This is a genomic window from Paraburkholderia sp. BR10923 (assembly GCF_040948765.1).
GTDB classification, from domain to species: domain Bacteria; phylum Pseudomonadota; class Gammaproteobacteria; order Burkholderiales; family Burkholderiaceae; genus Paraburkholderia; species Paraburkholderia youngii.
Genome location: NZ_JBFPKO010000006.1, coordinates 128548 through 155062, shown reverse-complemented (window position 1 = coordinate 155062; position 26515 = coordinate 128548). Strand labels below are relative to the sequence as shown.

Below are 26515 nucleotides of genomic sequence, written 5' to 3'. Positions count from 1 at the left end.
GATGCCCGGCGTGAGACTCCACGCGGAAATGGTACATCGCGAGCGCGCCGTAGCGTACCTGAGCGCCGTCACGCACGAGGGAACTTCGCTATGACGACCGGTCTCGATTACGCGCTCGCGTAGCGCCCGTAATCACCGCGATGCCGAGCAGAATCACGGCCACGATGGCAATGATGTGCTGCGCGACATGCAGCGCCATCAATCCCCACGCGACGCCGCCAATGAAAATGATCCATCCGACCAGATAGATGAGCAGGGTCATCGTTTTTCTCCTTGATCCACGGGTCTATCTGCAAGCACATTGCGCGCCTGATGCCATGCGTCTCTGTGTCTGGCATAGTCTGTGCTCCCACACCACCGTTTGCGCGGCCCTCCCAGGCAGCGCGAAGGAAAGCCGCACGGCCGTGTATCTGCGGCAACACCTCGTCGCTTGAGCTGGGGACGCGTCGGCTTGGGCATCGCAGACAGCAAGTTGGCCGACGTGCGACGGCGGCTGCTGATTCAATATCTCACCTCGTTCGCGGACATTCAGCCATACGACGTGCCGGCGCTGCGTTTGACGTGGGTACTCGCCCGACGGCAAGGAACGCACTGCCCTCGCATGCATAAGCCAGATCAAATGTTCTAATCTTTCTCTGCAGCCCCGTAAGCTAGCAAGCATTGACCGGGCAGCAAAATGCGCGACGCCCATGGACCTCTGACATGCCGCTATCCAGTCCAGCCCGGAATGTGTCGACCAGACCGCCCGCCCCTCGCCTGACGACGCTCAGTCACATACAGATCGCGTCGCTGTGGTTTGCGCTGTTTACCCAATGGATGACGGTCGTTCCGGTGCTGGTGCCGTCACAGGTCGCCGAAATGCTCGGACGCGATGCCGCATTGAAGGAAGGTGTGGCCGGCTCCGTCATTGCGTGCGGCGCATTCGTTGCAATGATCGTGGCGCCGCTGGCCGGCGCCCTGTCAGATCGCTCCATCGCAAAACATGGACGTCGGCGATCGTTTCTCGTCACCGGCGTGTTCGGCACTGCGGTTGCCCTGGTATGGCTTGCTTCATTCAACAGAGGGGCGAGCGTATGGCTTTATGCACTCGCGTTCCTGCACCTGCAGTTCTGGTGGAACTGGGCGGCGGGTCCGTATGCCGGGCTGGTGCCCGATGTCGTGCCAAAACGGGAAACCAACCGCGCGAGCGCGTGGCTCAACGTGATGTCCGTGCTCGGCACCATCAGTGGCAACGTGGTGCTCGTCGTGCTCTATTCGCCGGGCCGCCTGTATCCGACGGTGGCCACGTTCATTGCGATCATGCTGCTCTGCCTTTGGCTGACGATTCGCGGCTCGCGCGAGCCGACGCCTGTCAGATCCCATGAACGGTTCGAACTCCTCGCGTTCATGCGCTCGTTCTATCTCGATCCGCGCCTCCACCGAAACTTTTACTGGGTGCTGGTGACCCGTCTGTTCGGCAACATGGGAATCTGGTCGATCTTCACCTTCATGTTGTACTACCTGCAGGACGTGATCGGCATTCGTCATCCGACCGGTGTGATGAACGGGCTTCTTGGTGTCGGCGTGGTGCTGGCGATCCCGGCCAGCCTGTTGGGCGCAAGGCTCGCCGACCGCCACGGCGCGGTCCCCGTCGTCCGCCTGACAAGCTGGATCATGGCCGGAGCCGCAATCGGCTTTGTCATGCTGGCGGTGCATCCGAACCTGTTGCTGGTGATCGCAGTCGGACTCGTTTTCTGCGCCGCTTACGGGACCTATCAAGCCGTCGACTGGGCGCTCGCACTGCAAGTGTTGCCAGACGATGCATCCAGCGGCAAGGACATGGGCATCTGGCAAGTGTCGATGGTGCTGCCGCAGATCCTCGGCCCCGCCGCGACCGGGTGGATGCTGTCGTGGGTCAAGGCGCTTGCTGGTGCCGGAACCGCCTACGTCGTCGCGTTCGTCGTCGCAGCGGGGTGGTTCGTGCTCGCGGCGTGGTTCGTCTCGCACATCAGGATTGCTTCGCAGCAGCACGTATCCACCGGGCTCGCCGGGCGATCGTCGTAGGGCGACCGCCCGCCTGTTGCAGGTTCATCCGGCCGTTACGGAGGCAGAAATGGCTCTCGCAGACGTCGATGTCAGGGAACAAAAACGCTTGAACGACGCGCATGCGGCGCAGGTGCCGTGGAAGCAGTGGGGGCCGTACTTGAGCGAGCGGCAATGGGGAACCGTCCGCGAGGACTACAGCGATGATGGCGACGCCTGGAACTATTTCACCCACGATCAGGCGCGCTCGCGCGCCTACAGGTGGGGAGAAGACGGGCTCGGCGGACTATCCGACGACCAGCAGCGACTCTGCTTCGCGCTCGCACTCTGGAACGGGCGCGACCCGATTCTGAAGGAACGCCTGTTCGCGCTCACCAATAGCGAAGGCAATCATGGCGAGGACGTGAAAGAGTATTACTTCTATGTCGACAACACGCCCACGCACTCGTACATGAAGTATCTGTACAAGTACCCGCAGCAGGAATATCCGTACCTCGACCTGGTCGAGACGAACCGCAAGCGATCGCGAGAAGAACTCAAGTACGAACTGCTCGATACCGGCGTGTTCGATGACGACCGCTATTTCGATGTGTTCGTCGAGTACGCGAAGCGCGATCCACAAGACATCCTGGTGCGGATTTGCATGCACAACCGCGGACGGGACGCCGCGCAGCTTCGAATCCTGCCAACGCTATGGTTTCGCAATACATGGTCGGAGAACCACGACGATCCCAGGCCGTCGCTGTGCGAAGAGGCGCCAGGCGTCATTCGAGCGCGCCATCATGAACTGGGCGACTACTGGCTCTATTGCGAAGGCGCGACCGAACTGCTGTTCACGGAGAACGAAAGCAATGCACGGCGTCTGTGGAATCAACCCATTGCTTCGCCCTATGTGAAAGACGCATTCCACGCGTATGTGAGCATCGCGCCGAAATCGCTGACGGAAGCAGATCCGGTGACGCGGTATCCGAAACTGATGGAGCTGATCGCCCAATTCCGCAAACGCTACCCGGAGCTGCTCGCCCACGTGGCTCCGACGGATACGGGCTTCGTCGGCCATCGGGAGCGCAGGCTCCTGTCGATCCTGAACAGACGCAAGCTCGAACGCGTGCTCGGATACCTGCTCGACGAGAACGAGTTCCTCGGACCGCATGGCATCCGTTCGCTCTCCCGCTATCACCTCGAGCATCCGTATGTGCTCAACATCGGTGGGACTAGGACGATCCGCACTGGCGCGACCTGATCCTGTTCTACGAGTATTTCCACGGCGACAACGGTGCAGGGCTCGGGGCCAGTCATCAGACGGGCTGGACGGGCCTCGTCGCACCTCTGTTGGACATGTTCGGGCGGATCGACGCTCGAGCCGTGCTCGACAGCGACCGCTGGCGCGTGATGGCCGGCGCTTCCGCGCATGAGGCAGGCGGCTGCGATAATGCTCTCAACGCGCACCGTCCGTGACCATCGATCCGGACGTCTTGAGGCCCATGACTATGCTCAGGAGGCTCAAAAGCGTCACAGTAGCGGCCAGGATCGCGGCCAGATGCAGACCTTCGGCAAGATGGTCGAACTCCGGCCGCACAAGGGCGCCGAACAAGCCCACGCCGAGCACGCCGCCAATCTGACGCGCGGTGTTCAACACGCCGGATGCAATACCCATGTATGACGGTTCCACGTGCGCCAGCACCGCGGTGTTGATCGACGGCACCGCGAGCGCCACACCGACCCCAACACTCAGCAGAGGCAACGCGACTGCTAGCGCGCTGCTATCCACCCGCACGAACGCAAGCGAAACATAGCCGAGCGCGGCCAGTGCCTGGCCGACAAGCATCGGCAGGCGATAACCGAAGCGCGCCGTCAGCGAGCCCGACGCGACGTTTGCGACCGCGACCACCGCCGTCATCGGCAGGAACGCGAGGCCGGTTTCGAGCGGCGTGTCGTGACGCGCGCTCTGGAAAAACAGACTCATCGCAAACATCAATCCGTAGTAGCCAAAATTCAGCGACAGCCCCGTTAGCGCGCTGACGTTCACCGCGGCATGGCGGAACAGCGCGAGCGGTAAAAGCGGCTGCGCCTGCCGCGCCTCGACGATGACGAACAGCCCGCCCGCAACGGCCGCGACGGCCATTCCCGTCAATACGGTCATGCTGGTCCAGCCCAGTCTGCCGCTTTCGACAACCGCATACGTCAGCCCGACCAACGCAACGACGGCAAGCGTCTGGCCGGCCAGGTCGATGCGACGGGTCGCATGACCCTGCGTGTCGGGTGCATGAGCGATGGTCAGCCAGATGCCCGCGACGCCAATGGGCACGTTGATCAGAAAAATGGCCGGCCAGCCGAAGCGGTCGACGAGCACGCCGCCGACGAGCGGACCCGCCCCGAGCGCGAGCGCCGCCGTGCCCGCCCAGACGCTGACCGCCCTGGCCCGTGCATGCGGCTCCGGAAACGCCGCGCCGAGCAGCGCCAGCGACGACGGCACGCACAGCGCCGCGCCGATGCCCTGCACCACCCGCGACCCAACCAGCAGCACCGCGCCATCCGACAGCCCGCACCCCACCGATGCGCAGGTAAACACCACGAACCCGGCGACAAAGATGCGGCGCGCGCCGAACCGGTCGGCCAACGCGCCGGCGGTCAGCAGCAGACTTGCGAACGCCAGCGTGTACGCGTTGACGACCCATTCCAGCGCCGTCGAATCGAGGCCGAGGCCATCGCGCATTCGTGCGAGCGCGACGTTCACCACCGTGACGTCGAGACAGATGATGACGAAGCCGAGGCTCGTCGCGAGCAAGGCAAGGCGTGGTGACCGGGCCGGTGAGCTGAGCTGTTTGCGCATGATGTCCGTGCGTGAAGTCGGGCGATGCGGCACCGGAATGGGCCGCAAGCGTCGTGTACGCGGACTGTATTCCCACAGCGAAGATTGATAAACGGACGGCAAATAGCAACAGAACCAATTATTATTGGGGAATGGATCTCCTCAAAGCGATGACTGTGTTCGTGCGCGTAGTCGAAAGCGGCAGCCTGACGGCGGCGGCGGTGGCATGCGATCTGTCGCCGACGATGGTCGGCAATCACCTTCAGGCGCTGGAAACGCGGCTAGGCGCGACACTCATCCATCGCACCACGCGCAAGCAGCAGATCAGCGCGTTTGGGCAGGCCTACTATGAACGATGCATCGAGATCCTCGGGCTGATCGACGATTCGGAACGGCTCGCGCTCGATCACCTCGCGACGCCACGCGGACGGCTGCGCGTAACCGCGCCCGTCGTGTTCAGCAACGAATGCCTGATGCCGGTGATCGCGGACTACTGCGAGCGCTATCCCGATGTGAAGCTCGATATCGTCGCCACCGATGCGCTGTCGGACCTGCTCGACGACGGCTTCGAGGCGGCGGTTCGGATCGGCGCGCTGGGCAATCCGGATCTCGTCGCGCGGCCTCTGCAGCCGTACCGTCTGGTGTTGTGCGCGTCACGCGGGTATCTGGCAACGCATGGCACGCCGTCATCGCCCGACGCGCTGCGCGCGCATCAGTGCCTGACGTACGCGTATCCGCCGCGCTCGGAATGGCACGCGGCGCAGGCCGAATGGAGTTTGGAGGGTCCTGACGGCCGCCTGAGCGTGCCCGTCGACGGCAGGCTGAGGATAGACAATGCGGAAGCGCTGCGACGGGCGGTGTTGCGCGGCCTGGGCATCGCCATGCTGCCCGAGGTCCTGGTGGCCGCGGATCTGCGAGCGAAGCGGTTGGTCGAAGTGCTGCCGGCGTTTGCCGCGCCCGAGCGGCCGCTGAACTTGCTGTATCTGCGTGAGCGGCGGACGTCGCCGAAGCTTCGGAGCTTTATTGAATTTATGGTCGAGCGCTTCGGCGCGGAAATGGCATCGCACAACGGCGCTTGACCAACCCACTCTCAATGCGAAGCCTGTTGTCGCCTGCGTAGGTTGTCGCGCACACGACGAGCGACCAGAACCGTCAGGTAGTCCGTGATTCGTGCCCCTTCGCTGTATTCGATCCACATCCGCGCGTACATTTGCGAGACCGTTTTCCTCAGGCGTGTTGGTAGCGGCGGCAATCTGCTTGATGACTTCCTCGACGTTGCGCGTGACCATTGCCTGGCTCCCAGCGTGCGGTGATAAAAGACCGTCACGCGCACGTTACCCGCCTCGATGCGGCCTTTACTTGATCTGAGTCAATTGATTTCGCCCATGACCGACCACGAGCTGTTCGAGGCGGGTCGCAACGAGGCCTTCACTGAAACACCGGTTTTCCCGACGCATCCTTGACCTTGGTCTTCCACTGCGAGCGGATTTCCGACACGACCGAATCCGGCAGCGAGATGTAGTCGAGATCGCTGGCGGCCTGCCCGCCGTTCTTGAACGCCCAGTCGAAGAACTTCAGCGTTGCCGCGCCCTGCGCCGGCTTGTCTTGCGTCGCGTGAAGCAGCACGAAGGTCGCGCCGACGACCGGCCATGCGTCCTTGCCGGGCTCGTTGGTCAGGATCTGGTAGAACGACGTTTTCCAGTCCGCGCCCGAGGCGGCCGCCTTGAAGGTCTCGGTTTTCGGCGCAACCACCGCACCGGCCGAGTTCTTCAGGCTGGCGTAGACCATGTTGTTCTGCTTCGCATACGCCCACTCGACATAGCCGACCGCGCCCGGCAGCCGTTGCACGAAGGCGGCAACACCGTCATTGCCCTTGCCGCCCGTACCGGTCGGCCAGTTCACCGTCGTGCCTTCGCCGACCTTCGACTTCCACTCCGGGTTCACCTTCGACAGAAAGTTCGTCCAGATGAAGCTCGTGCCCGAACCGTCTGCGCGGCGTACCACGGCGATGTCCGTATCCGGCAGTTTCATGCCCGAATTCAGCGCGGCGATCGCCGGATCGTTCCATTTCTTGATCTTGTTCAGATAGATGTCGCCGAGCACGGCACCCGACAGAACCAGTTGACCCGGCTTCACGCCAGGCAGGTTCACGACCGGCACCACGCCGCCCACCACCGTCGGGAATTGGAACAGGCCAGTCTTCGCCAGTTCGTCGTCCTTCATCGGTGCGTCGGAGCCTGCGAAATCCACGGTCTTCGCGAGGATCTGCTTGATGCCGCCCGCTGACCCGATGCCCTGGTAGTTGACCTTGCCGCCCCCCGCCTTATGGTAGGCGTCGGCCCACTTGTTATAGATCGGGGCTGCAAAAGTGCTGCCCGCACCGGTGATGTCGACGGTTTGCGCTTGCGCGGCCGCGAGGGGTAGAGCAACGGCAAGAACTGCAATTCCTCGTTTGAACAGCATGGTTTGCCTCCACGAGATTGACTGACCGGATCAATGGTTGCAGCAAGCTTCGCTCCGCGACGCAATTCCTCAACTACGCATCCAGCGGGCCCAGGGTACTTGCGCTGGACACCCGCAGCTTGCGCGGGCGCGCGGTGTTCTTGCGATGATGCATTTCAATTCGCCCCAGCACGTCCGGGTCTGTATTGAGCGTTTCCAGAAGGTTGCGCCCTTTGCTCGGCTTTACGCACCCGGCACGACTGCCCATCGCTCGAACCTTCAAACTTAAGCACTTCAGGTTACATTCCGTTGACAGCCGCCGCGCTCCGTTCAGTGCGGCCGGAGCGCGGCATCGTTCGATATCAGGGAGAATTGCTCGCCGCTTGCCGCCCACTACACCGACTGAGCCGAGGGAGTCCTGCCAAGCGGGTTACTGCGTATCGGTCGGCAGTGGAATGTCGGTGAGACTGTCCTCGATCGCAGCCGACACGGCTGGCATCAGCGGCTCCCTGCCGATCCCCGCCCCTCCCAGCGCTTGCAGCACAGTGACGATCTTGTTTGCGTCGTATCGACGGCCACTGCCCACTACCTCTTCGAAGGCGTTGGCCCGCTGGTTCGCCTCATCCGGATCGGCACTGACAAGCAATACGGCATGCGCGAGCACCAGATGGCCCCGTCCATCGCTCGTCCGCATCGCGGCTGGCGCCTGTCGCCAATACTGCGCCGTGCCAGCAATCTTGCGAGCGTCAGTGTCGACTCCCCAAGCCAAATTGAAGCGACCGTCGCAAAATGAACCGTCCACTGCCTGGTAATGGGTCGTGACGCCGATCACGCGCAGCGCGCTCCCGATGACTTCGCATAAGTGCAGGTACACCGCCTCGCTCATTGTGCTCGGCTGCTGCTCGACGAAATAAGCCAGACTCAAATTTAGAATCCCCGGACCCTGCGGTACGAGGCCGCCGCCCGACATGCGTAGCCAGACGGGGCATCCGCCGCGAAGAAAAGCGGAGCGTGCAGATTCGAACTGGGGGTAACGCAGATAGCTGCGCGGTACCACCAAAGACTTCGGCGCTTCCCATAATTGGGCAACAGTGCGGCCACGCGCCGCTAAGTCCAGCAGTGTGTGCTCTGCCTGAAGGGGGTCGTGGACGGTCGGATCGGGTTGGATGAATTCGAATGACATAGTCAAAACGCGAAACAGAGCAACTCTCAGGATCGGTTGCAAGACGAAATGGCCGAAGCCTCGTCGTTTCCAACGAGGAATGTGACATCAGTTTCTGAGCCGGTCAACGTTGACGTCGAACGGGCGCGCGATGCTTCACCGACTTTGAACGTCAGCACCGGCGTCTTCTTCTCACGACGGTGGAAATCAAAATCGGCATTGACAGGTTGCGTCAGGCGTGTTCATATTTATGCACCATATTCTATTTTTCGCACCCAAGTGCATCGATCCCGGCATCCACGTAAAGCGATCTGCACCCAGCAAGACGCGTAATGTCCACAGCCTGAACCCCAATGTCTTCCACGAAACCACAACCCGAGCCCGGCCCGCTTCGCTATCGCCCGTTTCGCGCAATATGGATGGCAATGTTGGCGGCGAGCCTTGGCGCTTGGGTGCAGAACGTTGGGGCAGCATGGTTGATGACTTCGCTCACGACGTCCCCGGTGATGATTGCACTGACCCAGGCTGCGACCACGATGCCGGCCTTCCTGCTCGGGATGCCGGCAGGAGTACTCGCCGATTCGATGGATAAGCGCCGCCTCTTGCTAGCCGCGCACTGTTGGATGCTGGTCTCGTCGATCTTTTTTTATGTTCTGTTGATGCTGGATGCAATCGATCCAGTCAGACTGCTGATCTTCACCTTTTTGCTCGGTTCAGGCAGTGCCGTATCAGTTCCGGCCTGGCAATCCTCAACCGCGGAAGCAGTGCCTCGATCGGCGTTGCTCTCTGCGATCGCTCTCAATGGAGTCGCTTTCAATGGCGCGCGCGCAGTGGGCCCCGCATTGGCAGGGGCAGTTATCGCTGGGATAGGATCGTATGCAGTGTTCGCACTAACGACCGGGCTATTTGCGGTCGCAGTGACCATCTTTTTGCTTTGGTACAAGCCGGAAAAAGAACAAGTCGTTTCAAAGCAGGAGCGTCTGGTAAGCGCGATGTGCGTGGGCGTACGCTACGTGCTTGGTTGCGGTGTTTTGCGCGGACATCTGGTTCGCACATTCACCTTTGTAGTTAGCGCAAGCGCGTTGTGGGCGCTACTGCCGATCGTAGCGAAAAATAATCCAGGTTTGGGCGGCGGCGGGTACGGCACGATGCTGGGGAGTATGGGAGCAGGCGCCGTGGCTGGTGGAATTGCACTTGGTCGGGTACGCCGCTATCTGGCGCTCAATAGTCTGGTCTGCGGTGCGTCTGTGTTGTTCGGCATTGCGACGCTGACCGCCGCCTATGTGCAGTACAGCGCACCTATATATCTGTCCCTGCTCGTCGGGGGTGCCGCGTGGATCACATTCAACTCCACCGTCTCCTCGGCCTTCCAGGCGACTCTTCCCGCTTGGGTGCGAGCTCGGGCGTTAGCAGTTTTTTTGCTCACGTTCCAAGGCTCAATGGCATTGGGTGCATTGATATGGGGTGTTTGTGCGGATCAATTTGGTGTCTCGAAGACGCTAACTGCCGCTGCCTTGCTGATGCTCGCCGGACCGCTGCTCTTGCGGCGACACCCCGTGCGCATGGAGGCCGAGTTGATGCCTCCATCCACAATGATTGAATCGCAAGGCGGTAGTTGAAACCCGCAGCAAAATCAGTAGCGGTTATCCGTATTCGGCCACAAAATCCCTGTTGCCACTCAGCTTACGCTGCCAGGCGGCTTCAGTACTTATAGACCCCCCAACCGGCTTTTCGCCCTAGCCGTCCCGCCGCAACCAGCTCCCGCAATAGCGGGCATGCGCGATACTTGGAATCGCCGAAGTCTTTCAGATAAACATCCATGACAGAAAGACAAACGTCTAGCCCGACCAGGTCGGCGAGCGCGAGTGGCCCGATCGGGTGATTCGCACCGAGCTTCATTCCAGCGTCGATTTCTTCCGCGGTGGCGACGCCTTCCGCTAGCACGAAAAACGCCTCATTGATCATTGGCACGAGGATACGGTTCACTACGAAGCCTGGCGAGTTGGTCACGCCTATCGGAGTCTTGCCGAGCCGTTCAGTCAACTCGCGCACCGCATTGACAGTGGAGTCGGTGGTTTGCAGTCCACGGATGACCTCCACGAGCGTCATTAGCGGTACAGGGTTGAAGAAATGCATGCCGATGAAACGTGTCGGATCAGTAAGCACCGCACCAAGCGCGGTGATTGAAATCGACGACGTGTTCGACGCAATGATCGCATCGGCACGCGCCACGGACTCGATTTGCTTCAGGATGCGCATCTTCAGATCAACGTTCTCGGTTGCTGCTTCGATAATGATGTCTGCAGTCGAGAGGCGCTGATAGTCAGTGGAAGTTTCGATACGGGTAGCGCAGAATCACGTGACGCCGCGTCCAGCTTTCCCTTGTCGACGAGACGCCCGAGATTCGCCGTCAAGGTTGACAGGCCCTTTGAGAGCGCCGTCTCGTTGACATCGGTCACGACTACGTGGAGACCCGCCACCGCGGCGACCTGAGCGATGCCATTGCCCATTGTTCCGGCACCGACTACAGCTAGCGTTTTGAAAATCATATGTTCTCTCCTTGCAAGATCGAGGTTATCTTGTTCCATTTCATCGACGAATGCCGGCTTCGGACACCAGCCCGCCGCGAGTCGCGAACAACGAGGGGCTCTCTATAAATCATGATGACAAGGCCTTTCGCACGATCTTTCCGGCAAGCAGTTTTTCGGCTCCTGCAGGAGGCGGAATGATCAAGCTGCGGCGGAAGTATCCTGTCAGGCAAGCATGAATAAAAGTTGCCTCGAACGCGTAGTCGAGATCCTCAGATGTACCTGGCGGCTTTGCGATGCGTGCCAAGGTCGTCTCGATCGAGTACTGTGCAAGAAGCGCCGACTCCCTGAACATCGATGCCGGCAAAGTGCAATCGCCATCAATTTCCGTAGTGGACAGCGCGATCGAATACAACCGCCGCTTTGTCCCTATCCGTAGCACATCGACCAACCGCCGCTCGAGCTCGACACGCAACGCATCGATGGTTGCGATCGCGGCTTCTGCGCCGCACACAGTGAATGCGTCCAGCGGAAGTTCCGAGCGTTCGAACAGCGCGCTTACGAGCGACCACTTGTTCGTGAAGTGACCATAGATGGCGCCACGAGTCATACCGCTCGCACGAGCAATGTCCTCGAGGGTCGTCGACGCGACACCACGTTCGAAGAAAAGGCATTCCGCGCTATCGAGTAGCCTCTCGCGTGTAGCGAGTCCTTGCAATTTCCGCTTCATTGCTTGCCCTCGACGGTCGGCGGATGCACATTTTCTTCGCCACCAGTGATTCACTGACGGTCTGCGAAGAGACACTCAGCAGCAGCGCGGCCTTTCGACACCGAGTCCATGAACATTACGTCACGGCTGCTCGATACAAGATGCTGACCTCCGTCAACGACCAATGTCGTCCCCGTGACGCCATGGGCATTGACGAGATACGACGCCGCTTCGACGATATCCTCCGGTCGCGAACCGCGCAGAAGCGGCGTCATCTTATGGACTGTGTCGAATTGCGCCTGTGTTTGATCGCCCGACACTAACGTCAATCCCGACGCCAGCCCCACGACTCTGATTTTCGGAGCGAGAGCCTGCGCGAGTGCGACGGTCGCGTTGGCTAGCGCAGCCTTGGTCGCCGTGTAGGAGATGTAGTCGGGGTTCATGTTGAACAGCTTCTGGTCGAGCACGTTCACCACCACACCGCGTTTCGCTTCGTCCGATACCGCGCTGTCCGGCACCACCTCGAAGAGTCCTCGCGCCAACGCCAGCGGCGCGGCGACGTTGATCGCCATGAGTTCGAGCAACCGCGCATAATCGAATGTTTGGGCGGTATCTTCATCGAACCGTGACGCACAGTTCAGCACGCAGTCAAGTCGACCGAAGGCCTTCACGCACGCCGGTACCAGTTGCTTGACCTGTTCCTCGATCGCCAGATCAGCGCATAGGGCAACCGACCTGCGCCCCTGCGACTTGATGTGGTCGACAACCTCTCGGGCTTCCTGTTTTGACTCATGATAGTGCACCGCGACATCCCATCCTCGCGCAGCGAAACCGAGCGCAAGCGCCCGCCCGATCCGTCTGGCGGCGCCTGTTACGAGTACTGCGCGGCGGGAGGACCCGCCGTGATCCGAGTCTGATTCGATCATGTCAAACGGCCGGATTGGGAAGGCACGTGACTAGCCTTCGCATTGGCACCCTGCCCTGCTGGTCCAGAAGCGCCGCGGCAAGGGCTATGCATGGAGAACTCAAATTTCCATGTTGTCGATCAGTCGCGTGTTGCCGAGGCGCGCAGCGGCAAGGATAACCAGCTTGCTGTCATCGGCCTCCTGCGCCTTGGGTGATCGCAGATTGGCCTGCTTGCGCACCGAGATGTAATCCGGCTGCCAGCCACGATCGACCAACGTGGAGAACGCGCGTCGTTCGATACCCTGAATATCTTTCTCTCCGCTCAAAACCTTGTCGCGGATCTGGTTCAGGAGCCGATACAACGTTGGCGCCTCGACCCGCTCCTCGGGCGTCAGGAAACGATTGCGAGACGATAAGGCAAGACCGTCGCAATCACGGATGGTTTCGCCCGCTATCACGTCCGTCGGCATCGCGAACTGCTTGCACATCTCCCGAACAATCATCAATTGCTGGTAGTCCTTTTTCCCGAAAACGGCGACACGCGGTTGGGCGCACAACATCAGCTTCATCACCACCGTGCACACACCCTGGAAAAACCCGCGCCGGAATTCACCCTCCAGCATGTCGCCAATGCCGCCAGGCGGCTGCACTCGATACTCCTGCGGCTGAGGGTATAGATCCTCTTCCGTAGGGGCAAAGACGACATAGACGTTCTCCTTCTGGAGCTTCTCGATGTCCGCCTCCAGCGTTCGCGGATAGCGCGCAAAATCCTCCTCCGGCCCGAACTGCAGCGGATTGACGAAGATGCTCGTGACGACAGGATCCCCATGCTGTCGGGCGAGCCGGATAAGCGACAAATGCCCTTCGTGCAAATTGCCCATGGTCGGCACGAATGCGGTACGGTTTTGCCCGCGCAACTGCGCGCGCAGCTCGTCGATTGACCGAATCAGTTTCATTCTGAGACTTACCTCTGAGACCTGGCTGACATCTGCCTACATGTTTGGATAGTTCGGACCGCCGCCGCCTTCCGGCGTGACCCACACGATGTTCTGGGTCGGGTCCTTGATGTCGCAGGTCTTACAGTGCACGCAATTCTGCGCGTTGATTTGCAGACGGTCCTCGTCCTGCTCGTCCTTCACGTACTCGTAGACGCCTGCTGGACAGAAGCGGGTTTCTGGGCCTGCATACGTTCGCAGATTGACGTTCACCGGCACACTCGCGTCCCTGAGCGTGAGATGCGCCGGCTGATTCTCTTCGTGATTCGTATTCGAAATGAAAACGGACGACAGACGGTCGAACGTGAGTTTGCCGTCCGGCTTTGGATACTCGATCGGCTTGCACTGCGAGGCGGGTTTCAGCATTTCGTGATCGCGATGCCGGTGATGCAGCGTCCAGGGCACATTCCCGCCCAGCACTTTCTGCTCGATGCCCACCATCAGCGTGCCGAGGTACAGGCCTTTGCTCATCCACTGCTTGAAGTTGCGCGCCTTGTACAGCTCCGTGTAGAGCCACGACTGCTTGAACGCCTCCGGATAGGCCGCGAGTTCGTCGTGCTGGCGGCCAGCCTGCAACGCATCGAAGGCGGCATCCGCGGCCAGCATGCCGGTCTTGATCGCTGCGTGACTGCCCTTGATGCGCGATGCGTTCAGGAAGCCGGCATCGTCACCCACGAGTGCGCCGCCCGGGAATACCAGCTTAGGCATCGACATCAGGCCACCGGCTGTGATCGCACGCGCACCATACGACACGCGCTTGCCGCCCTGCAGGAACTTGCGGATTTCGGGGTGCGTCTTGTACCGCTGGAACTCCTCGAATGGCGAAAGATAGGGGTTCTGATACGCGAGACCGACGACAAAACCCACCATCACCTGGTTGTTGTCGATGTGGTACAGAAACGAGCCGCCATAGGTGTCCGATTCCAGCGGCCAGCCAGCCGTGTGAACCACCAGACCCGGCTGATGTTTCGAAGGATCGATTTCCCACAGCTCCTTGATGCCGATGCCATAGACCTGTGGATCGGCGTTCTTGCCGAGATTGAAATTCTCGTCGAGCTGACGGCCAAGATGACCGCGGCAGCCTTCGCAGAACAGCGTGTACTTCGCGTGCAACTCCATCCCGAGCTGGAAGTTCTCGGTGGGCTCGCCGTCTTTGCCAATGCCCATGTTGCCGGTGGCGACGCCTTTGACCGAGCCGTCCTCGTTGTAGAGGACTTCAGCGGCCGGAAAGCCCGGGAAAATCTCCACGCCCTGTGCCTCGGCCATTGTCCCAAGCCAGCGCGTGACATTCGCGAGGCTGATCACGAAGTTGCCGTGGTTCTTGAAGTTGTCCGGTAATGCCCAGTTCGGGACCGACTTCGCACCAGTTTCCGAAAGGAAAAGGAACTTGTCTTCGGTCACGGCGACGTTCAGCGGCGCGCCCTGTTCCTTCCAGTCGGGTATCAGTTCATCGAGCGCGCGTGGGTCCATGACCGCGCCCGAGAGGATATGCGCTCCGATCTCCGAGCCTTTCTCCAGCACACAGACGCCAATCTCGGCGTTCTTTTCGGCTGCCAGCTGCTTCAGGCGGATCGCCGCGGAGAGGCCTGCGGGACCGCCGCCGACGATGACCACGTCGTATTCCATCGACTCGCGCGGCCCATAGCCTTGCTGATTGCTTTCCGCCATCCCCACTGCCTCCTTGACGCGTCGAAACGTCCCGATACCTGTTGGACTGTCGCCCGAGTGGGCGATGTCGACACGGGAATTGCGCTCTGCGTCTCCCGTGGTCGACAGCAGGGAGTATATATAAATGAATGGCGTATAACAATATGAACGCAAGACGCGCGAGGCACGCCGCCCCGCGACGTCTCAGAGCGGCGATCCCCTCGACACGTCAAGGAATCCCGCGGTCTGCAACTTCTGGAAGATCGTCTCTACAGCAACCTCGGCAGAACTGGTCGTGGTATTGATGTGCATTTCGGGCTTCACCGGCGCCTCGTAGGGTGAATCGATGCCAGTGAAGTTCTTCAACTCTCCGCGACGCGCTTTCTTGTAGAGTCCTTTCGGATCGCGCTGCTCAGCCACTTCCAATGGCGTGTCGATGAAGACCTCGATGAATTCACCCTCCTCCATGAGCTCGCGCGCCAGTGCGCGCTCTGCACGAAACGGCGAAATGAATGCGGTAATGACGATCACGCCGGCGTCGGCCATCAATTTCGCCACCTCGGCAATGCGCCGGATATTTTCGACGCGGTCTTCGGCCGTGAAGCCGAGATCCTTGTTCAATCCATGCCGAACATTGTCCCCATCGAGCAGATAGGTTCGCTTGCCCATTGCATGCAAGCGTTTCTCGAGCAGATTCGCAATCGTCGATTTACCCGCACCAGAAAGCCCTGTCAGCCAGACGACGCCGCTCTGATGCCCATTGAGGGTCCGTCGCGCATGTTTGTCGACTTCCAGCGTCTGCCAGCGAATATTGCTCGCACGGCGCAGTGCGAAGCGCAGCATACCCGCACCGACCGTGCTATTGGTCATGCGGTCAATAACGATGAAACCGCCCGTCTCGTGGTCCCGCTCGTATGGATCGAAAGCGATCGGACGGTCAAACTCCAGTTCGGCGACGCCGATTTCGTTCAAGGCGAGAGTCTCAGCGGCGACGTGATCGAGCGTCTCGACATTGAGCTTGTATTTCAGCGGCAATATCGTTGCCGTGACGGTCCGAGTGCCGATCTTCAGCAGGTAGCTGCGCCCCCGGAGCATCGGTTGATCGCTCATCCATACGAGCGTTGCTTCGAACTGGTCGGCAACCTGCGCTGGCGAATCGGCCGCTGAAATCAGATCGCCACGAGAGACATCCACTTCGTCGGCGAGCAGAAGCGTCACCGACTGTTCCGCGAAGGCCTCGTCGAGATCTCCATCGGCCGTCACGATTCTTGCGACGGTGGTTTCCCGCCCTGACGGCTGAACTTGCACACGCTGCCCGACGCGTACGACACCGGACGCAATAGTTCCTGCAAACCCACGGAAATCAAGGTTCGGGCGGTTGACCCACTGCACCGGGAAACGCAATGGCAGGGTCTGCAAACGGGCTTCGTCGATCTCGACAGTATCGAGGTGATGCATCAAGGACGGCCCGTCGTACCATGGCGTCTTAGTGCTCCTTTCAACAACGTTGTCGCCATTTACGCCCGAAATCGGAATTGCCGTCACATCGGATATACCGATTTTTTTTGCAAATTCGCAATACTCGCGTGAAATTTCGTCGAACCGCTCACGGGAGTAATCAACCAGGTCCATCTTGTTCACCGCAAGAACCACGTTGCGAATGCCGATCAACGACACGAGATAGCTATGCCGTCGCGTTTGCTGCAACAAGCCTTTGCGTGAATCGACGAGGATGATGGCGAGATCCGCCGTGGAAGCCCCCGTTATCATGTTGCGGGTGTACTGCTCATGCCCGGGCGTATCGGCAACGATGAACTTGCGGCGGTCCGTCGAGAAAAACCGGTAGGCGACGTCGATGGTGATGCCCTGCTCGCGCTCGGCAGCCAGACCGTCGAGCAGCAGCGCGTAGTCTATTTCCCCACCACGCGTACCGACCTTCTTCGAATCGGCTTCGAGCGCGGCAAGCTGATCCTCGAATAGCATCCTGGATTCATAGAGCAAACGGCCAATCAACGTGCTCTTGCCGTCATCCACGCTCCCGCATGTGATGAAACGCAGAAGGCTCTTCTTTTCATGCTGCTTCAGGTACCCTTCGATATCGGTCCCGATCAGCTCAGAGACGTGTGCCATTAAAAGTACCCCTCCTGTTTCTTCCGCTCCATCGATGCGGCGCCGTCGTGATCGATCACGCGACCCTGGCGCTCTGAGGTCGTCGTCAAGAGCATTTCCTGAATGATTTGCGGCAATGTCGTGGCGTTCGACTCGACCGCACCGGTCAGCGGATAGCAACCCAGCGTGCGAAAACGCACCATTCTGTGCTCTGCCTTTTCGTGCGGCGAAAGCGGCATGCGGTCGTCGTCCACCATCACCAGCGTGCCGCCCCGATTCACTACGGGTCGCCGCGCCGCGAAATATAGCGGCACGATCGAGATGTTCTCGAGGTAGATGTACTGCCAGATGTCCAGCTCGGTCCAGTTTGAGATGGCAAACACGCGGATCGACTCGCCATGGTTCTTGCGCGCGTTATAAAGGCGCCACAGTTCGGGTCGTTGACTCTTCGGGTCCCATTGATGGCTAGCTGTACGGAATGAAAAAATTCGCTCCTTCGCACGCGATTTCTCTTCGTCCCTGCGAGCGCCCCCCAAAGCGGCGTCGAAGCCGTACTTATCGAGCGCCTGCTTCAGGCCCTGTGTCTTCCACATGTCGGTGTGAATCTGCGAACCATGATCGAACGGATTGATTCCAAGCTCTTTCGCTTCCGGATTCTGGTGGACGATTAGCTCCATTCCGGCCTCGCGAGCCATCCGGTCACGCATCGTGTACATGTCGCGAAACTTCCACGTGGTATCGACATGCAGGAGCGGAAACGGGGGCGGCGCCGGGTAAAACGCCTTTTTTGCCAGATGGAGCATGCAGGCGCTGTCCTTGCCGATCGAGTAAAGCATCACAGGGCGCTGTGACTCAGCGACGACTTCTCGCATGATATGAATGCTCTCGGCTTCGAGCCGCCGCAGGTGAGTCAATGTGGGCATGGCAAATCCTTTTACAAAGGCGATTCACTGCGCGGCTGCGATGGCGGCCAGCATCAGTTCGGCGATCTCCGCTCGACATATGAGCAGATCGGGCATCGAAACGTCCGACCCGTTATAGATGCATGGACTACCGTCGATGCGGCTCGCATGAAGTCCGGCCGCAAGCGCGACCCCTACCGGAGCGCACGAATCCCATTCATATTGCCCGCCGGCATGAAGATATGCGTGCGCCTCGCCACGCAGCACTGCCATTGCCTTTGCGCCTGCCGAACCCATCGGCACGAGTTCGGCATTCAAGCGCTGGGCAACCCGTAGTGCCAGTTCGGGGGCGCGGGAACGGCTCACGAGAATTTTTAGACGCCCCTCAGGCGCTGGGGGCAACTCAGGCGGCGATAAAGTTCCGAACGTGACGCCACGAGCCGGAAGCGCGACAGCACAAGCGCGCGGCTCGCCGCAAACCGTCAGTGCGACATGGACCGCCCAGTCGTCGCGCCGCTCGAGGCATTCGCCATACTCGCGCGTGCCATCGAGCGGGTCGATGATCCATACACGATCGAGGGCTAGCCGCTTTGGATCCGGTGCGGACTCTTCCGACAGGAAGCCGTCTGCCGGTCTGGTGTGAGCGAGAATGTGCGTGATCAGCTCGTTTGCCGTGGCATCGCCCGCTGCTCCCAGTGGTTTGCCCGCAAGGACCGCCGACGCGCGTATCGCGTTCAACGCAGCTCCGGCCGCCGTAGCAATGTGCACGGCCAGGCGGTGATCGTCGTCAACCGCATGCACGGGGCCAGCCGTGTTCATCGAACCGCTCCATTGCGAGGCACCTGTTCCATCGCGGCGAGACCCGCTGGTGTGTACCAGATGTGTTCGATATAGTGACCCAGCGTTGCCCTGTGATCTGTGTAGAAGTACCGGGCGGACCCAGGCGACTGACCGTCGATGACGATGGGCACGCCCGCGGCAGCCATTTCGCTACGCTGCGTTTCGAACGCCGCTTCGCTACCGATCAACTGCGCGATGTGGTGATGGCGAACCGCGGATCCGTCTCGCGGCAGCGCATCACGATACACACGGTCGTCGCCGGATAACGGCTCGATGAGTTCGAGCTGAACCGATCCGACGAATGCAAGCGCGATGTTCAGCTTGCAGTGATGCCCGGCGATCGACTCGATTTCAATGCCGGGCAAGCGCGCCCACGTCCGCACATTCTGTTCCCTGCAAAAGTAGTCAATTGCCTTGTCCACGTCGGTGGTGACGTACGCAATCTGCAGAAAGCCGGAAAACGGAGAAAGTGAGAGCGTGCTCATCATTGCAGTCCATAGGTAGTCATGTAGCGGGAGAATCGCTCCCGGATCGCCTCGGTTGCAAGGCCGAATTCGGCTTGGGTATATTTATGCACACCATGAGCGCGTTCAGGGCTCTGCTCAACTCGCCGGCGCATTGCTTCCATCGTTTCCTCGGTCAGTTGAAAGCCGAAGTGACCGTAAATCCGCCGCATCGTACCAATCGGATCGGCGTGAAGGTCGGCTTGGCTGATATCTAGGAACTGCTTCTTCGGCAAGGACGCGCGCGCCGCCATTGCTGCTTCGCTGGCCCATGCCCAATTATCGAGTTCGCGCGCGCCGATCTCGTGCCTGTCGACTTGCTCGCCCTCGGAAATTCGACGCGCCATCGCCAGCACGCTCGCGAGCGAAGGCAGCGCCTCCACGGGATTCCGATGTGTCTGGACCACGCATGCATCGGGAAAAACCTCGAACAGTGCGGGCAACTGCATCAGGTGGCCGGGATTTTTCAGGAGCCACGTTTTTTCGCGGTCGCGCGCGCCGATCAGACTGAGCGTCTTTGCAAAATAGCGATAGGCAGGTAATTCGCTCTGCTCGCGCCACCAGCGATCGTATTGAGGTACGCGGAAGGACGATCCCCACAAGTTGCTGCAAAAGCCCTGTTTGAGTATTTCGAGGCATTCATCGACCTCGTCGGCGACGATGTTATGCGCTGCCCGCATCTCTGGCGCCGACCTGAAAAAGGCCTCCAGTCCGGCCGCGGTCGCCTGGAACTGAACGTAGTTGATCCAGGTGTCGCGCGGCGGCCGTGGCTGCGGAAAGACCGTCAGCCACTTTTCCAAACCCTGAAATTGCGGGTCGACCGAAAGCAACTTGTGCAATGCGGTCGTGCCGGTCCGAGGTATCCCGGTGATGACGAGCGGACGCCGCGGAGTCTGGGACAAGACATCGGCATGCTTGCGCAGGCCCTCCACTAGCGTCAGGCGCGAGACCAAAGCACCGACAACTGCGTTCCACGCAAATTCCCGGCCCCCTGGCGCGAAGCGCGGGCCATCTTCGTCGAAAGCGTTCAGAAGTTGCGTCAGGCCGGGCATGTATTCGGCGCTGGAGCCGAAATCGCTCGAGCCAGTAACGGCACTCGCGACTGCATGAAGCTCATCCTCCGCACCCGAAAATCGTTTTGATGGCGACATCTATCGTCTCCTGAAGATCCCTTAATCGCGCTTACCACCGCCGTCTCAGCTGCGCACCTATGCGTCTCTCGCGCAAGAGTCTCTCGCGTTCGGTTGCGTCAACGAAGCGAGTCCCTGTCGGCAAGTGATTGCGCAACTCAGACACCGGCACACGCTTGAGCGTCGGAACCGGCGCCGAACTGCACCCATACCATCTGCCTATTGCGGTCCCCCGATTGACCCCGCATGTATCCAGCCAGTTCGCGACACCCGGATCACGGTGCGCAATCACGGCGCGGAAATAGCCGTCTTCGTCGACGTGCGCCTGATGCCCATTGAGGCTGCTTTGGTGATCGATATAGTCAAGCGCGTTGAACAGAGCGTCGTTCAATTGCACGTTCCAATAGCGGCGTGTCTGCGGCAGTGCGGTTTCGAGAATGAGCGCTTCGTCGTCACCGAAATCGAAAATCGCTTGCCAGTACGCCTGTTTCGCGAGGCCACCACCGAAAGCGAAAAACTCGAACTCGTTCACGTTGATCCGCGTGCGCAGTTGCTGCATGTGCGTGAGCCAGCGACGTGACAGACGCTCCGCGTAGTCCATCAGCTCGCCGGTACGCCTCGCGATCTCCTCGTGGCCCATTGGCGGTTTCGTCCGGCGAGCGTCGAGGCACTCGATAGCGATTCGTGCGTCACGTTCCGCTCCCCACGCATACGATCGCTGGCGCAGCATTGCGAAGTCAGCCTCGGGGTGCAACTCGAGCCAGTTGCCGTGATAACCGGCGGGACGCCGTGCGCTCAACAGAACTTCGAAGCTGCCGTCCTCGCCGATCTCGAGGTCGTCCAGGTCGAACTGACCTAGCGGAGGGTGGATTTTATCGGTAGTACCCATGATGCCGCGGCCGATATCCAGCGTCAGCAAATGCACGCTGCCGCGCTCTCCAACTAGCCGATATCGCAGGTCACCTCGCAACGGTGCGACGAAATAGGTGTCGTCGGGATTCGGCTGCAGCATGAAGACCGAGTTAAGGAAAGGCAACCAGTCAGGATGAAGCGGATCGGATTGGAAGTAGATGAAGTAGGCAAGCGAGAGATTCATCTGAAACTGCCGATACAGCTCCGCGCGCGTTTGAGGATCGCGCGGTGTCTCGGTCAATTCGAGCAGACTCTCCGCGTTTGCCAACTGGGAGAGATAGTCGCTCCAGGATTTCAGCTGAGCCATGGGTTCACCATTACCTTGCATTGCGTCGACCGTTCACGCAGTGCTTCAAATGCATCGGGTAGCGCGTCAAGCGAGACCCGGTCGGTAATCATCGCGCGCGGTTCGACACAGCCCGCGTCGAACACGTTCGCGACATGAGTGAACTCTTGCATACTGTAGGTGACAGCGAACTGAATTCGCACTTCCTTCCATACCGCTACTGCCGGAATGAATTGGTCCGGCACCGTGCAGAAGCCGAGCACTACGACGTCGCCCTGCGGCTTGACGCAATGAATCGCCTTTGCAATCAGATCTTTCTGCCCTGCGCATTCGAACACGACGTCTGGTGGACCCTTGAGAGCATCGGCAGCTAGCGCCGCCAGATCCTGCCCATCCTGCGGAACCACAAATTCGTCAGCCCCCATGTGTCGCGCGAGCGCTTCGCGGCGCTGCGACGAAGCAGTCGCAACAATGCGACCAGCGCCGAGGCGGCGAGCCCAGAACGTGGCGGCCAGTCCAACGGGACCCGCGCCAATCACGAGCACTTTCGCGCCCGGCGTGAGCTTTGCCAGCGCAACTCCGTGCAAGCCGACGGCCATTGGTTCGATCAGTGCGCCGTCCTCCATGCTCAGCGTCTTCGGAAGCCGGGTCGTTACGCGCTCGGCAACGACTGCATATTGAGCGAAGCCGGCGGCGGCGCCCTTGAATTGCGCGCAGAAGTTCGGCTTCCCGGAAAGACAGGTCGCGCAATGCCCGCATCCGACAAACGGCAGCGCGGTTACAGCATCGCCAATCTTCAGCTTCTCAACGCCCTTACCTAAGGCGACCACCTCGCCGGCAAATTCGTGACCTAGGGTCGAATTTTCTGGAAGCGTGAAATGCGGTGCGTGTCCATCCGTCATGTGTAGATCCGATCCGCAGATACCGCAGCGGTGAATCTTCAGCACAACTTCTCCCGATGCTGGAGTGGGATCGGCAACACCCCTAACTTCTAGAGGCGAACCTACCTTCGTGAAATATGCGGCCCTCATCGCTTGAGTCTCCGTTTGGCGTCAATGTGCTGCCCGTCATCGAACATCTGAAATATACTTTACTGGGAAAGTAAATTGCGGTGTCCAGGTGTTTATACCGAGACGGCACTGGAAGCAAACGCGCCAATGTGTTCCCCTGAGCTTTCGCTCACGAACATAGCGTTATGCGGGATTGGCCATATGCCACCGGATGCGTCGATGGCAACGAAAGACGGGAGAGAAGGCCTGCTGAGAGCGCAGGCCCGGGATGGGTTTTGTGTCTTGCGCGCTGATTGCGAGCAGCGATGACGATGGCTTAGGGGTTTGCTGTCGAAATGGTGATTACCGAAGCTATGTCAGCCGCGCTCGGCACCCCGACGTGCGGCCTCCGCGTCTGCAAAGACATGTAGTTCCCGCAACAAGGTCGAGAGTGCCGCTCGCCGTTCAGGCGCCATATGACTGGATGCCACCCAGTCAGTGCCGTACGCCCCCTGATGGAGGATGTTCCTCAATACTTTGCGTGCCTGTGACTTCATTCGTACGAGTATTCCACGACCATCCGCCGGGTCCGGCATGCGCTCCACCAAGCCCATCTGTTCGAGCCTGCCGACACACTTCGTGATGCCGCCCAGCGTCATTGCCAGCGGTTTTTGAAGTTGCGTCGGAGACTGCGTGTAAGGCGGACCGGAAACCAGAAGCGCATCCAATAGCAACAGTTCGGCTGCCAGCAGGCCCTGACTCGCGGCGGCTTCCTTGAGCGCCCGGTCGATGTGAGCAGATAGTCGTAGGAGTCGTTGCCCGATCAGATAGACATTCGGGTCTTCCGCTGGCCACTCGCGCGCCCAAGCCGCAGCCTGTTCGTCCAACGCATCGCTAGCCTCTGAGCACACGGGCTTCTGCAACGCCTCGCATTCCGCCAGAAATTGTGCTTCAGCTTGAGAACGTTTCGAATAGGACGCCTCGCCGTCGTCCCCGAAAGCGACGTCGACCCAGCCGGCCTCGCCAAGTTCGTTCAGGTGCTCGATCACGCTCGCACGCGATATTTTCAGCTCACGCGCCAATGAGGGTGCGCTTTGAGGACCCGCATTCAGCAGAGACAGGAGTTGTCGTCGGGAAGCATCCGCTAACGCGGCGAATAGCGAGTCTGCGGTCTTGCGAGCACCCATGCGATTATCGATTGGTTCGGACCCCCGCTTGCCGGACAGCAAATACGCGTTGTCGAGCAAACAGGCGATCGGCATGGACCGCGACTCAGCGGTCCGTGCGAGCGCCCTACAGGTGCCGTTTCCTGTCACGCGGGTCAATTCAGCCACGCTAAGTTACCAGAAAACACGCCCTGTAAGCTCTGTGCTAATAGACACGCTTCACGTGGCGAGGCGCACACTGGCCAGATCGACGGCTATTGTTGAACCAGGTCGTATGCCGCAAGCGCGGCGACCTGTGTCACACCGCCGTCTACGGGTAGGCACGTGCCGGTAATGAATCGCGATTCATCGCAGCAGAGAAACAACGCGGCGGCCGCGACGTCCCACGCATCCCCTTCCAAAGGAAGGGGCGCGATTTTGCGGCGGCGTTCGCGGGCCTTGTCATTGAGCATGCTTTCGACCATCGGCGTAAAAATATGCCCCGGAGCAATCGCGTTGGCACGAACATAATCGCGGCCGTACATCACCGCGAGTTCACGCGTAAAGCCGACCATGCCCGCTTTCGATGAGCCGTATGCGGCTGACCCGTGGCTGCGGATGCCCGCGACCGAACCGATGTTGACGATTGCCCCGCCTCCGCGCGCCACGATCTTCGGCACCGCACTTCGGCTCATCAAGAAGGCACTTTTCAGATTGACGTCGATCACGCGATCCCAGGACGCCTCGTCGACGTCCTGCAACCGCCCCGGCGCGCCCGAGATACCGACGTTGTTGACGAGAATGTCGAGGCCACCGTACCTCTCGACGGTCTCGTCGACAATGCGCGCACAGACCGCACCGTCGGTGACATTGCCGGTCGAGACGAACGCGCTGCCGCCCGCCTCCGTGATCAGCGCGAGCGTTTCCGCTGCCCGCTCGTATTGCTGATCGACGAGACAGACGGACGCGCCCTCCGCGGCGAAAAGACAGGCAATTGCCTTGCCCGTGCCGAAACCCTGACCGAGCGATCCTGCGCCGGTCACGATCGCGATCTTGCCGTTTAAACGTTGATGAAAGACTTTCAGAGCGGGCATGCTGTAGCCGGTTGAGGTAGAACGATCGTCGTCTGGAGCGTTCGATCGAGCGGGTATTCGTTAGCGCTCAATTCCTCGCTCGCGAGGACGTCACTGATGCTTGAGCTTAGTCTCGTCAGGCCAATAATGCAACATATAGTTGCATTATTGGCCTTCGATCCAATCGGTTATCCCACTTCGCCATGATCCACCAATGCCGCACCAAAGCGCGCTGCATACGCCGTGTTCACCGCCTCGGTCTGGAAGCGCGTTTCGTTGATCGCAAAGATGAAGAATCCGTATGCGAGATCGCGTCGATAGTCGCCCCATGCTTCGTCGAAGTCTGGTGCCTGAATCCCGTTAATCGCCAATTGGGAAAGATAGTGCTCTAGTAGCGACCGCTCCCACGAGCGCCGGTCTTCGATATCGAGCGCGCACCCTATGTGATAAGCGACCTCGAGACTCCAAGGCGCCCGGCTAACCTGAGCATCGAAAAAACCCGGCGCTCCATCAGCTTCGACGTAGAGATTTCCAAGGTGCGTATCGCCATGGATCAGACACACCGGTTTGCCCTTGTGTTCGCGCGCAATGCGCCCGAGCGCTGCCACCATCCAGTCGCGATCGTGCAGATGCCGGCTTACCGCGGCCCCTCTCGGCAGCGATACGTAGTGCGCCCAGACATCCGGCTCGAGGTAGCGGTTCTGATATTCCAACGACCAATCCGAAAAGCGCTCCCCAACCCAATCAAGCCGCCCGCCCTTGTCGAACTCCCGGCTATTCCATGTTTGCGCGTGATAGCGCGCCATTGCGCTCAAACGCAAAGCCACCTGTTCGTAGCCCTGCGGCTGCTGAGCACGACAGAACCGAACGTTACGCTCGACCAGGTCTTCCATCACTACGACCGCCTGCCAGGCGTCAGGATCGGCGCCCGCATAAAAACATTTCGGCGCGTTCATGTTTATGAACGGCAGTACGTCCCGATAGAAGCGCATTTCGTTGCGATACATCTCCTTCATCGACGGACTATGTTCCTCGAAACCGCCCTTCACGATCATGCGCGACGGTAGTGCCATCGCATGTCCCGCGTCGTTGTACTCCAGAGCCACTCGGACCTTGGTCGACGTGCCCGGCAGTACATCCACGTGTTCGCACGAGAGCACTTCGACGCCGCTGAAGCGGAATCCCAGCGCTGAAGTAAGCCACTCTGCCGTCACTTCCCCGACAGTGACAGGCAACTTCATGTCACTTACCACACCAGATTCAGACAAGGTTCCTCCCGAATATTGCGGATGAAAGACGCGTGCGCATCGTCGCGCAGACAGCCATTCGGTCGCAACATGGGGAAAACCACACCCCTCGGTGCGTTGCATATTTTGAATGACGTGCATATAGTTGCTTGCAAA

21 protein-coding genes and 3 pseudogenes are annotated in these 26515 nt (G+C 60.1%); 4 read left to right on the top strand and 20 right to left on the bottom strand.

Translation table 11 applies throughout. The annotated features are described in order from the left end of the window. Window positions 1–88: 88 nt before the first annotated feature. On the bottom strand, window positions 89–262 hold the full coding sequence (locus tag AB3X94_RS13445) for a hypothetical protein (protein WP_013093753.1): 174 nt from the start codon (window positions 260–262) through the stop codon (window positions 89–91). Window positions 263–702: 440 nt separating this feature from the next. Between AB3X94_RS13445 and AB3X94_RS13440 the strand changes: the two genes are divergently transcribed. Next, window positions 703–2043, top strand: coding sequence for an MFS transporter (locus AB3X94_RS13440; protein ID WP_368611791.1), 1341 nt, complete (start codon window positions 703–705; stop codon window positions 2041–2043). Window positions 2044–2092: 49 nt separating this feature from the next. Then, window positions 2093–3480 (top strand): annotated as a pseudogene (locus AB3X94_RS13435) (hypothetical protein). Here the strand turns inward: AB3X94_RS13435 and AB3X94_RS13430 are convergent. Further along, the gene (locus tag AB3X94_RS13430) at window positions 3461–4855 is read right to left on the bottom strand and encodes an MFS transporter (RefSeq protein WP_368611790.1); all 1395 of its coding nucleotides are present in this window, start codon (window positions 4853–4855) and stop codon (window positions 3461–3463) included. The pseudogene AB3X94_RS13435 and the gene AB3X94_RS13430 overlap by 20 nt on opposite strands. A 131-nt stretch (window positions 4856–4986) precedes the next feature. On the opposite strand from AB3X94_RS13430, the gene AB3X94_RS13425 reads away from it, so the two are divergent. After that, a complete protein-coding gene (locus AB3X94_RS13425; protein WP_368611789.1) occupies window positions 4987–5913 on the top strand; it encodes a LysR family transcriptional regulator in 927 nt (308 codons plus the stop codon). Window positions 5914–5924: 11 nt separating this feature from the next. Here the strand turns inward: AB3X94_RS13425 and AB3X94_RS13420 are convergent. From AB3X94_RS13420 to AB3X94_RS13410, 3 genes and pseudogenes are all read right to left on the bottom strand, one after another. Next, a pseudogene (locus AB3X94_RS13420) lies at window positions 5925–6123 on the bottom strand (DUF3562 domain-containing protein). A 139-nt stretch (window positions 6124–6262) separates the two neighbouring features. Next, window positions 6263–7297, bottom strand: coding sequence for a phosphate ABC transporter substrate-binding protein PstS (gene pstS / locus AB3X94_RS13415; protein ID WP_368611788.1), 1035 nt, complete (start codon window positions 7295–7297; stop codon window positions 6263–6265). Between the two features lie 409 nt (window positions 7298–7706). Beyond that, window positions 7707–8459: a lipoate--protein ligase family protein gene (locus tag AB3X94_RS13410; protein ID WP_368611787.1), complete on the bottom strand. Its 753-nt coding sequence runs from the start codon at window positions 8457–8459 to the stop codon at window positions 7707–7709. 332 nt (window positions 8460–8791) lie between these two features. Here AB3X94_RS13410 and AB3X94_RS13405 point away from each other — a divergent pair, with 332 nt between their 5' ends. Next, window positions 8792–10057, top strand: coding sequence for an MFS transporter (locus AB3X94_RS13405; RefSeq protein ID WP_368611786.1), 1266 nt, complete (start codon window positions 8792–8794; stop codon window positions 10055–10057). Window positions 10058–10139: 82 nt separating this feature from the next. Here AB3X94_RS13405 and AB3X94_RS13400 read toward each other — a convergent pair. The 15 genes and pseudogenes from AB3X94_RS13400 to AB3X94_RS13330 form a co-directional block, all read right to left on the bottom strand. Beyond that, window positions 10140–10987 (bottom strand): annotated as a pseudogene (locus tag AB3X94_RS13400) (3-hydroxybutyryl-CoA dehydrogenase). Window positions 10988–11096: 109 nt separating this feature from the next. After that, the gene (locus AB3X94_RS13395) at window positions 11097–11696 is read right to left on the bottom strand and encodes a TetR family transcriptional regulator (protein WP_368611785.1); all 600 of its coding nucleotides are present in this window, start codon (window positions 11694–11696) and stop codon (window positions 11097–11099) included. 50 nt (window positions 11697–11746) lie between these two features. Further along, a complete protein-coding gene (locus tag AB3X94_RS13390) occupies window positions 11747–12601 on the bottom strand; it encodes an SDR family oxidoreductase (protein ID WP_368611784.1) in 855 nt (284 codons plus the stop codon). 99 nt (window positions 12602–12700) lie between these two features. Then, entirely contained in the window at window positions 12701–13537 is an 837-nt protein-coding gene (gene panC / locus AB3X94_RS13385; protein WP_368611783.1) for a pantoate--beta-alanine ligase, read from the bottom strand. 36 nt (window positions 13538–13573) lie between these two features. Next, a complete protein-coding gene (locus AB3X94_RS13380; protein WP_368611782.1) occupies window positions 13574–15244 on the bottom strand; it encodes an electron transfer flavoprotein-ubiquinone oxidoreductase in 1671 nt (556 codons plus the stop codon). A gap of 183 nt (window positions 15245–15427) precedes the next feature. Further along, the gene (gene cysN, locus AB3X94_RS13375) at window positions 15428–17353 is read right to left on the bottom strand and encodes a sulfate adenylyltransferase subunit CysN (protein ID WP_368611781.1); all 1926 of its coding nucleotides are present in this window, start codon (window positions 17351–17353) and stop codon (window positions 15428–15430) included. Beyond that, the gene (gene cysD, locus AB3X94_RS13370) at window positions 17353–18255 is read right to left on the bottom strand and encodes a sulfate adenylyltransferase subunit CysD (RefSeq protein ID WP_368611780.1); all 903 of its coding nucleotides are present in this window, start codon (window positions 18253–18255) and stop codon (window positions 17353–17355) included. The genes cysN and cysD overlap by 1 nt, the downstream gene beginning before the upstream one ends. A gap of 24 nt (window positions 18256–18279) precedes the next feature. Next, a complete protein-coding gene (locus tag AB3X94_RS13365; RefSeq protein WP_368611779.1) occupies window positions 18280–19053 on the bottom strand; it encodes a 3'(2'),5'-bisphosphate nucleotidase CysQ in 774 nt (257 codons plus the stop codon). Beyond that, complete coding sequence (locus AB3X94_RS13360) at window positions 19050–19559, bottom strand: VOC family protein (RefSeq protein WP_368611778.1); 510 nt, start codon at window positions 19557–19559, stop codon at window positions 19050–19052. The genes AB3X94_RS13365 and AB3X94_RS13360 overlap by 4 nt, the downstream gene beginning before the upstream one ends. After that, window positions 19559–20728 (bottom strand): sulfotransferase, encoded by a 1170-nt coding sequence (locus AB3X94_RS13355; RefSeq protein WP_176111314.1) that lies wholly within the window; start codon window positions 20726–20728, stop codon window positions 19559–19561. The genes AB3X94_RS13360 and AB3X94_RS13355 overlap by 1 nt, the downstream gene beginning before the upstream one ends. 31 nt (window positions 20729–20759) lie before the next feature. Next, window positions 20760–21926, bottom strand: a complete 1167-nt coding sequence (locus AB3X94_RS13350; RefSeq protein WP_176111315.1) for a DUF1214 domain-containing protein — start codon at window positions 21924–21926, stop codon at window positions 20760–20762. Further along, on the bottom strand, window positions 21914–22852 hold the full coding sequence (locus tag AB3X94_RS13345; RefSeq protein ID WP_368591508.1) for an alcohol dehydrogenase catalytic domain-containing protein: 939 nt from the start codon (window positions 22850–22852) through the stop codon (window positions 21914–21916). The genes AB3X94_RS13350 and AB3X94_RS13345 overlap by 13 nt, the downstream gene beginning before the upstream one ends. Window positions 22853–23271: 419 nt before the next feature. Continuing rightward, window positions 23272–24156 carry a MarR family transcriptional regulator gene (locus AB3X94_RS13340; RefSeq protein WP_246392284.1) on the bottom strand — a complete coding sequence of 295 codons (885 nt, stop codon included), beginning with the start codon at window positions 24154–24156 and terminating at the stop codon, window positions 23272–23274. A 158-nt stretch (window positions 24157–24314) separates the two neighbouring features. Further along, the gene (locus AB3X94_RS13335) at window positions 24315–25133 is read right to left on the bottom strand and encodes an SDR family NAD(P)-dependent oxidoreductase (RefSeq protein WP_368611777.1); all 819 of its coding nucleotides are present in this window, start codon (window positions 25131–25133) and stop codon (window positions 24315–24317) included. Window positions 25134–25300: 167 nt separating this feature from the next. After that, on the bottom strand, window positions 25301–26500 hold the full coding sequence (locus AB3X94_RS13330; protein ID WP_368611776.1) for a hypothetical protein: 1200 nt from the start codon (window positions 26498–26500) through the stop codon (window positions 25301–25303). Between the last annotated feature and the right edge of the window lie 15 nt (window positions 26501–26515).

What these genes read in the sequence shown, in the direction of transcription:
- AB3X94_RS13445 (WP_013093753.1), bottom strand. Translation starts at nt 262, where the DNA reads ATGACCCTGCTCATCTATCTGGTCGGATGGATCATTTTCATTGGCGGC.
- AB3X94_RS13440 (WP_368611791.1), top strand. Translation starts at nt 703, where the DNA reads ATGCCGCTATCCAGTCCAGCCCGGAATGTGTCGACCAGACCGCCCGCC.
- AB3X94_RS13430 (WP_368611790.1), bottom strand. Translation starts at nt 4,855, where the DNA reads ATGCGCAAACAGCTCAGCTCACCGGCCCGGTCACCACGCCTTGCCTTG.
- AB3X94_RS13425 (WP_368611789.1), top strand. Translation starts at nt 4,987, where the DNA reads ATGGATCTCCTCAAAGCGATGACTGTGTTCGTGCGCGTAGTCGAAAGC.
- pstS (WP_368611788.1), bottom strand. Translation starts at nt 7,297, where the DNA reads ATGCTGTTCAAACGAGGAATTGCAGTTCTTGCCGTTGCTCTACCCCTC.
- AB3X94_RS13410 (WP_368611787.1), bottom strand. Translation starts at nt 8,459, where the DNA reads ATGTCATTCGAATTCATCCAACCCGATCCGACCGTCCACGACCCCCTT.
- AB3X94_RS13405 (WP_368611786.1), top strand. Translation starts at nt 8,792, where the DNA reads ATGTCTTCCACGAAACCACAACCCGAGCCCGGCCCGCTTCGCTATCGC.
- AB3X94_RS13395 (WP_368611785.1), bottom strand. Translation starts at nt 11,696, where the DNA reads ATGAAGCGGAAATTGCAAGGACTCGCTACACGCGAGAGGCTACTCGAT.
- AB3X94_RS13390 (WP_368611784.1), bottom strand. Translation starts at nt 12,601, where the DNA reads ATGATCGAATCAGACTCGGATCACGGCGGGTCCTCCCGCCGCGCAGTA.
- panC (WP_368611783.1), bottom strand. Translation starts at nt 13,537, where the DNA reads ATGAAACTGATTCGGTCAATCGACGAGCTGCGCGCGCAGTTGCGCGGG.
- AB3X94_RS13380 (WP_368611782.1), bottom strand. Translation starts at nt 15,244, where the DNA reads ATGGCGGAAAGCAATCAGCAAGGCTATGGGCCGCGCGAGTCGATGGAA.
- cysN (WP_368611781.1), bottom strand. Translation starts at nt 17,353, where the DNA reads ATGGCACACGTCTCTGAGCTGATCGGGACCGATATCGAAGGGTACCTG.
- cysD (WP_368611780.1), bottom strand. Translation starts at nt 18,255, where the DNA reads ATGCCCACATTGACTCACCTGCGGCGGCTCGAAGCCGAGAGCATTCAT.
- AB3X94_RS13365 (WP_368611779.1), bottom strand. Translation starts at nt 19,053, where the DNA reads ATGAACACGGCTGGCCCCGTGCATGCGGTTGACGACGATCACCGCCTG.
- AB3X94_RS13360 (WP_368611778.1), bottom strand. Translation starts at nt 19,559, where the DNA reads ATGAGCACGCTCTCACTTTCTCCGTTTTCCGGCTTTCTGCAGATTGCG.
- AB3X94_RS13355 (WP_176111314.1), bottom strand. Translation starts at nt 20,728, where the DNA reads ATGTCGCCATCAAAACGATTTTCGGGTGCGGAGGATGAGCTTCATGCA.
- AB3X94_RS13350 (WP_176111315.1), bottom strand. Translation starts at nt 21,926, where the DNA reads ATGGCTCAGCTGAAATCCTGGAGCGACTATCTCTCCCAGTTGGCAAAC.
- AB3X94_RS13340 (WP_246392284.1), bottom strand. Translation starts at nt 24,156, where the DNA reads ATGCCGATCGCCTGTTTGCTCGACAACGCGTATTTGCTGTCCGGCAAG.
- AB3X94_RS13335 (WP_368611777.1), bottom strand. Translation starts at nt 25,133, where the DNA reads ATGCCCGCTCTGAAAGTCTTTCATCAACGTTTAAACGGCAAGATCGCG.
- AB3X94_RS13330 (WP_368611776.1), bottom strand. Translation starts at nt 26,500, where the DNA reads ATGCACGTCATTCAAAATATGCAACGCACCGAGGGGTGTGGTTTTCCC.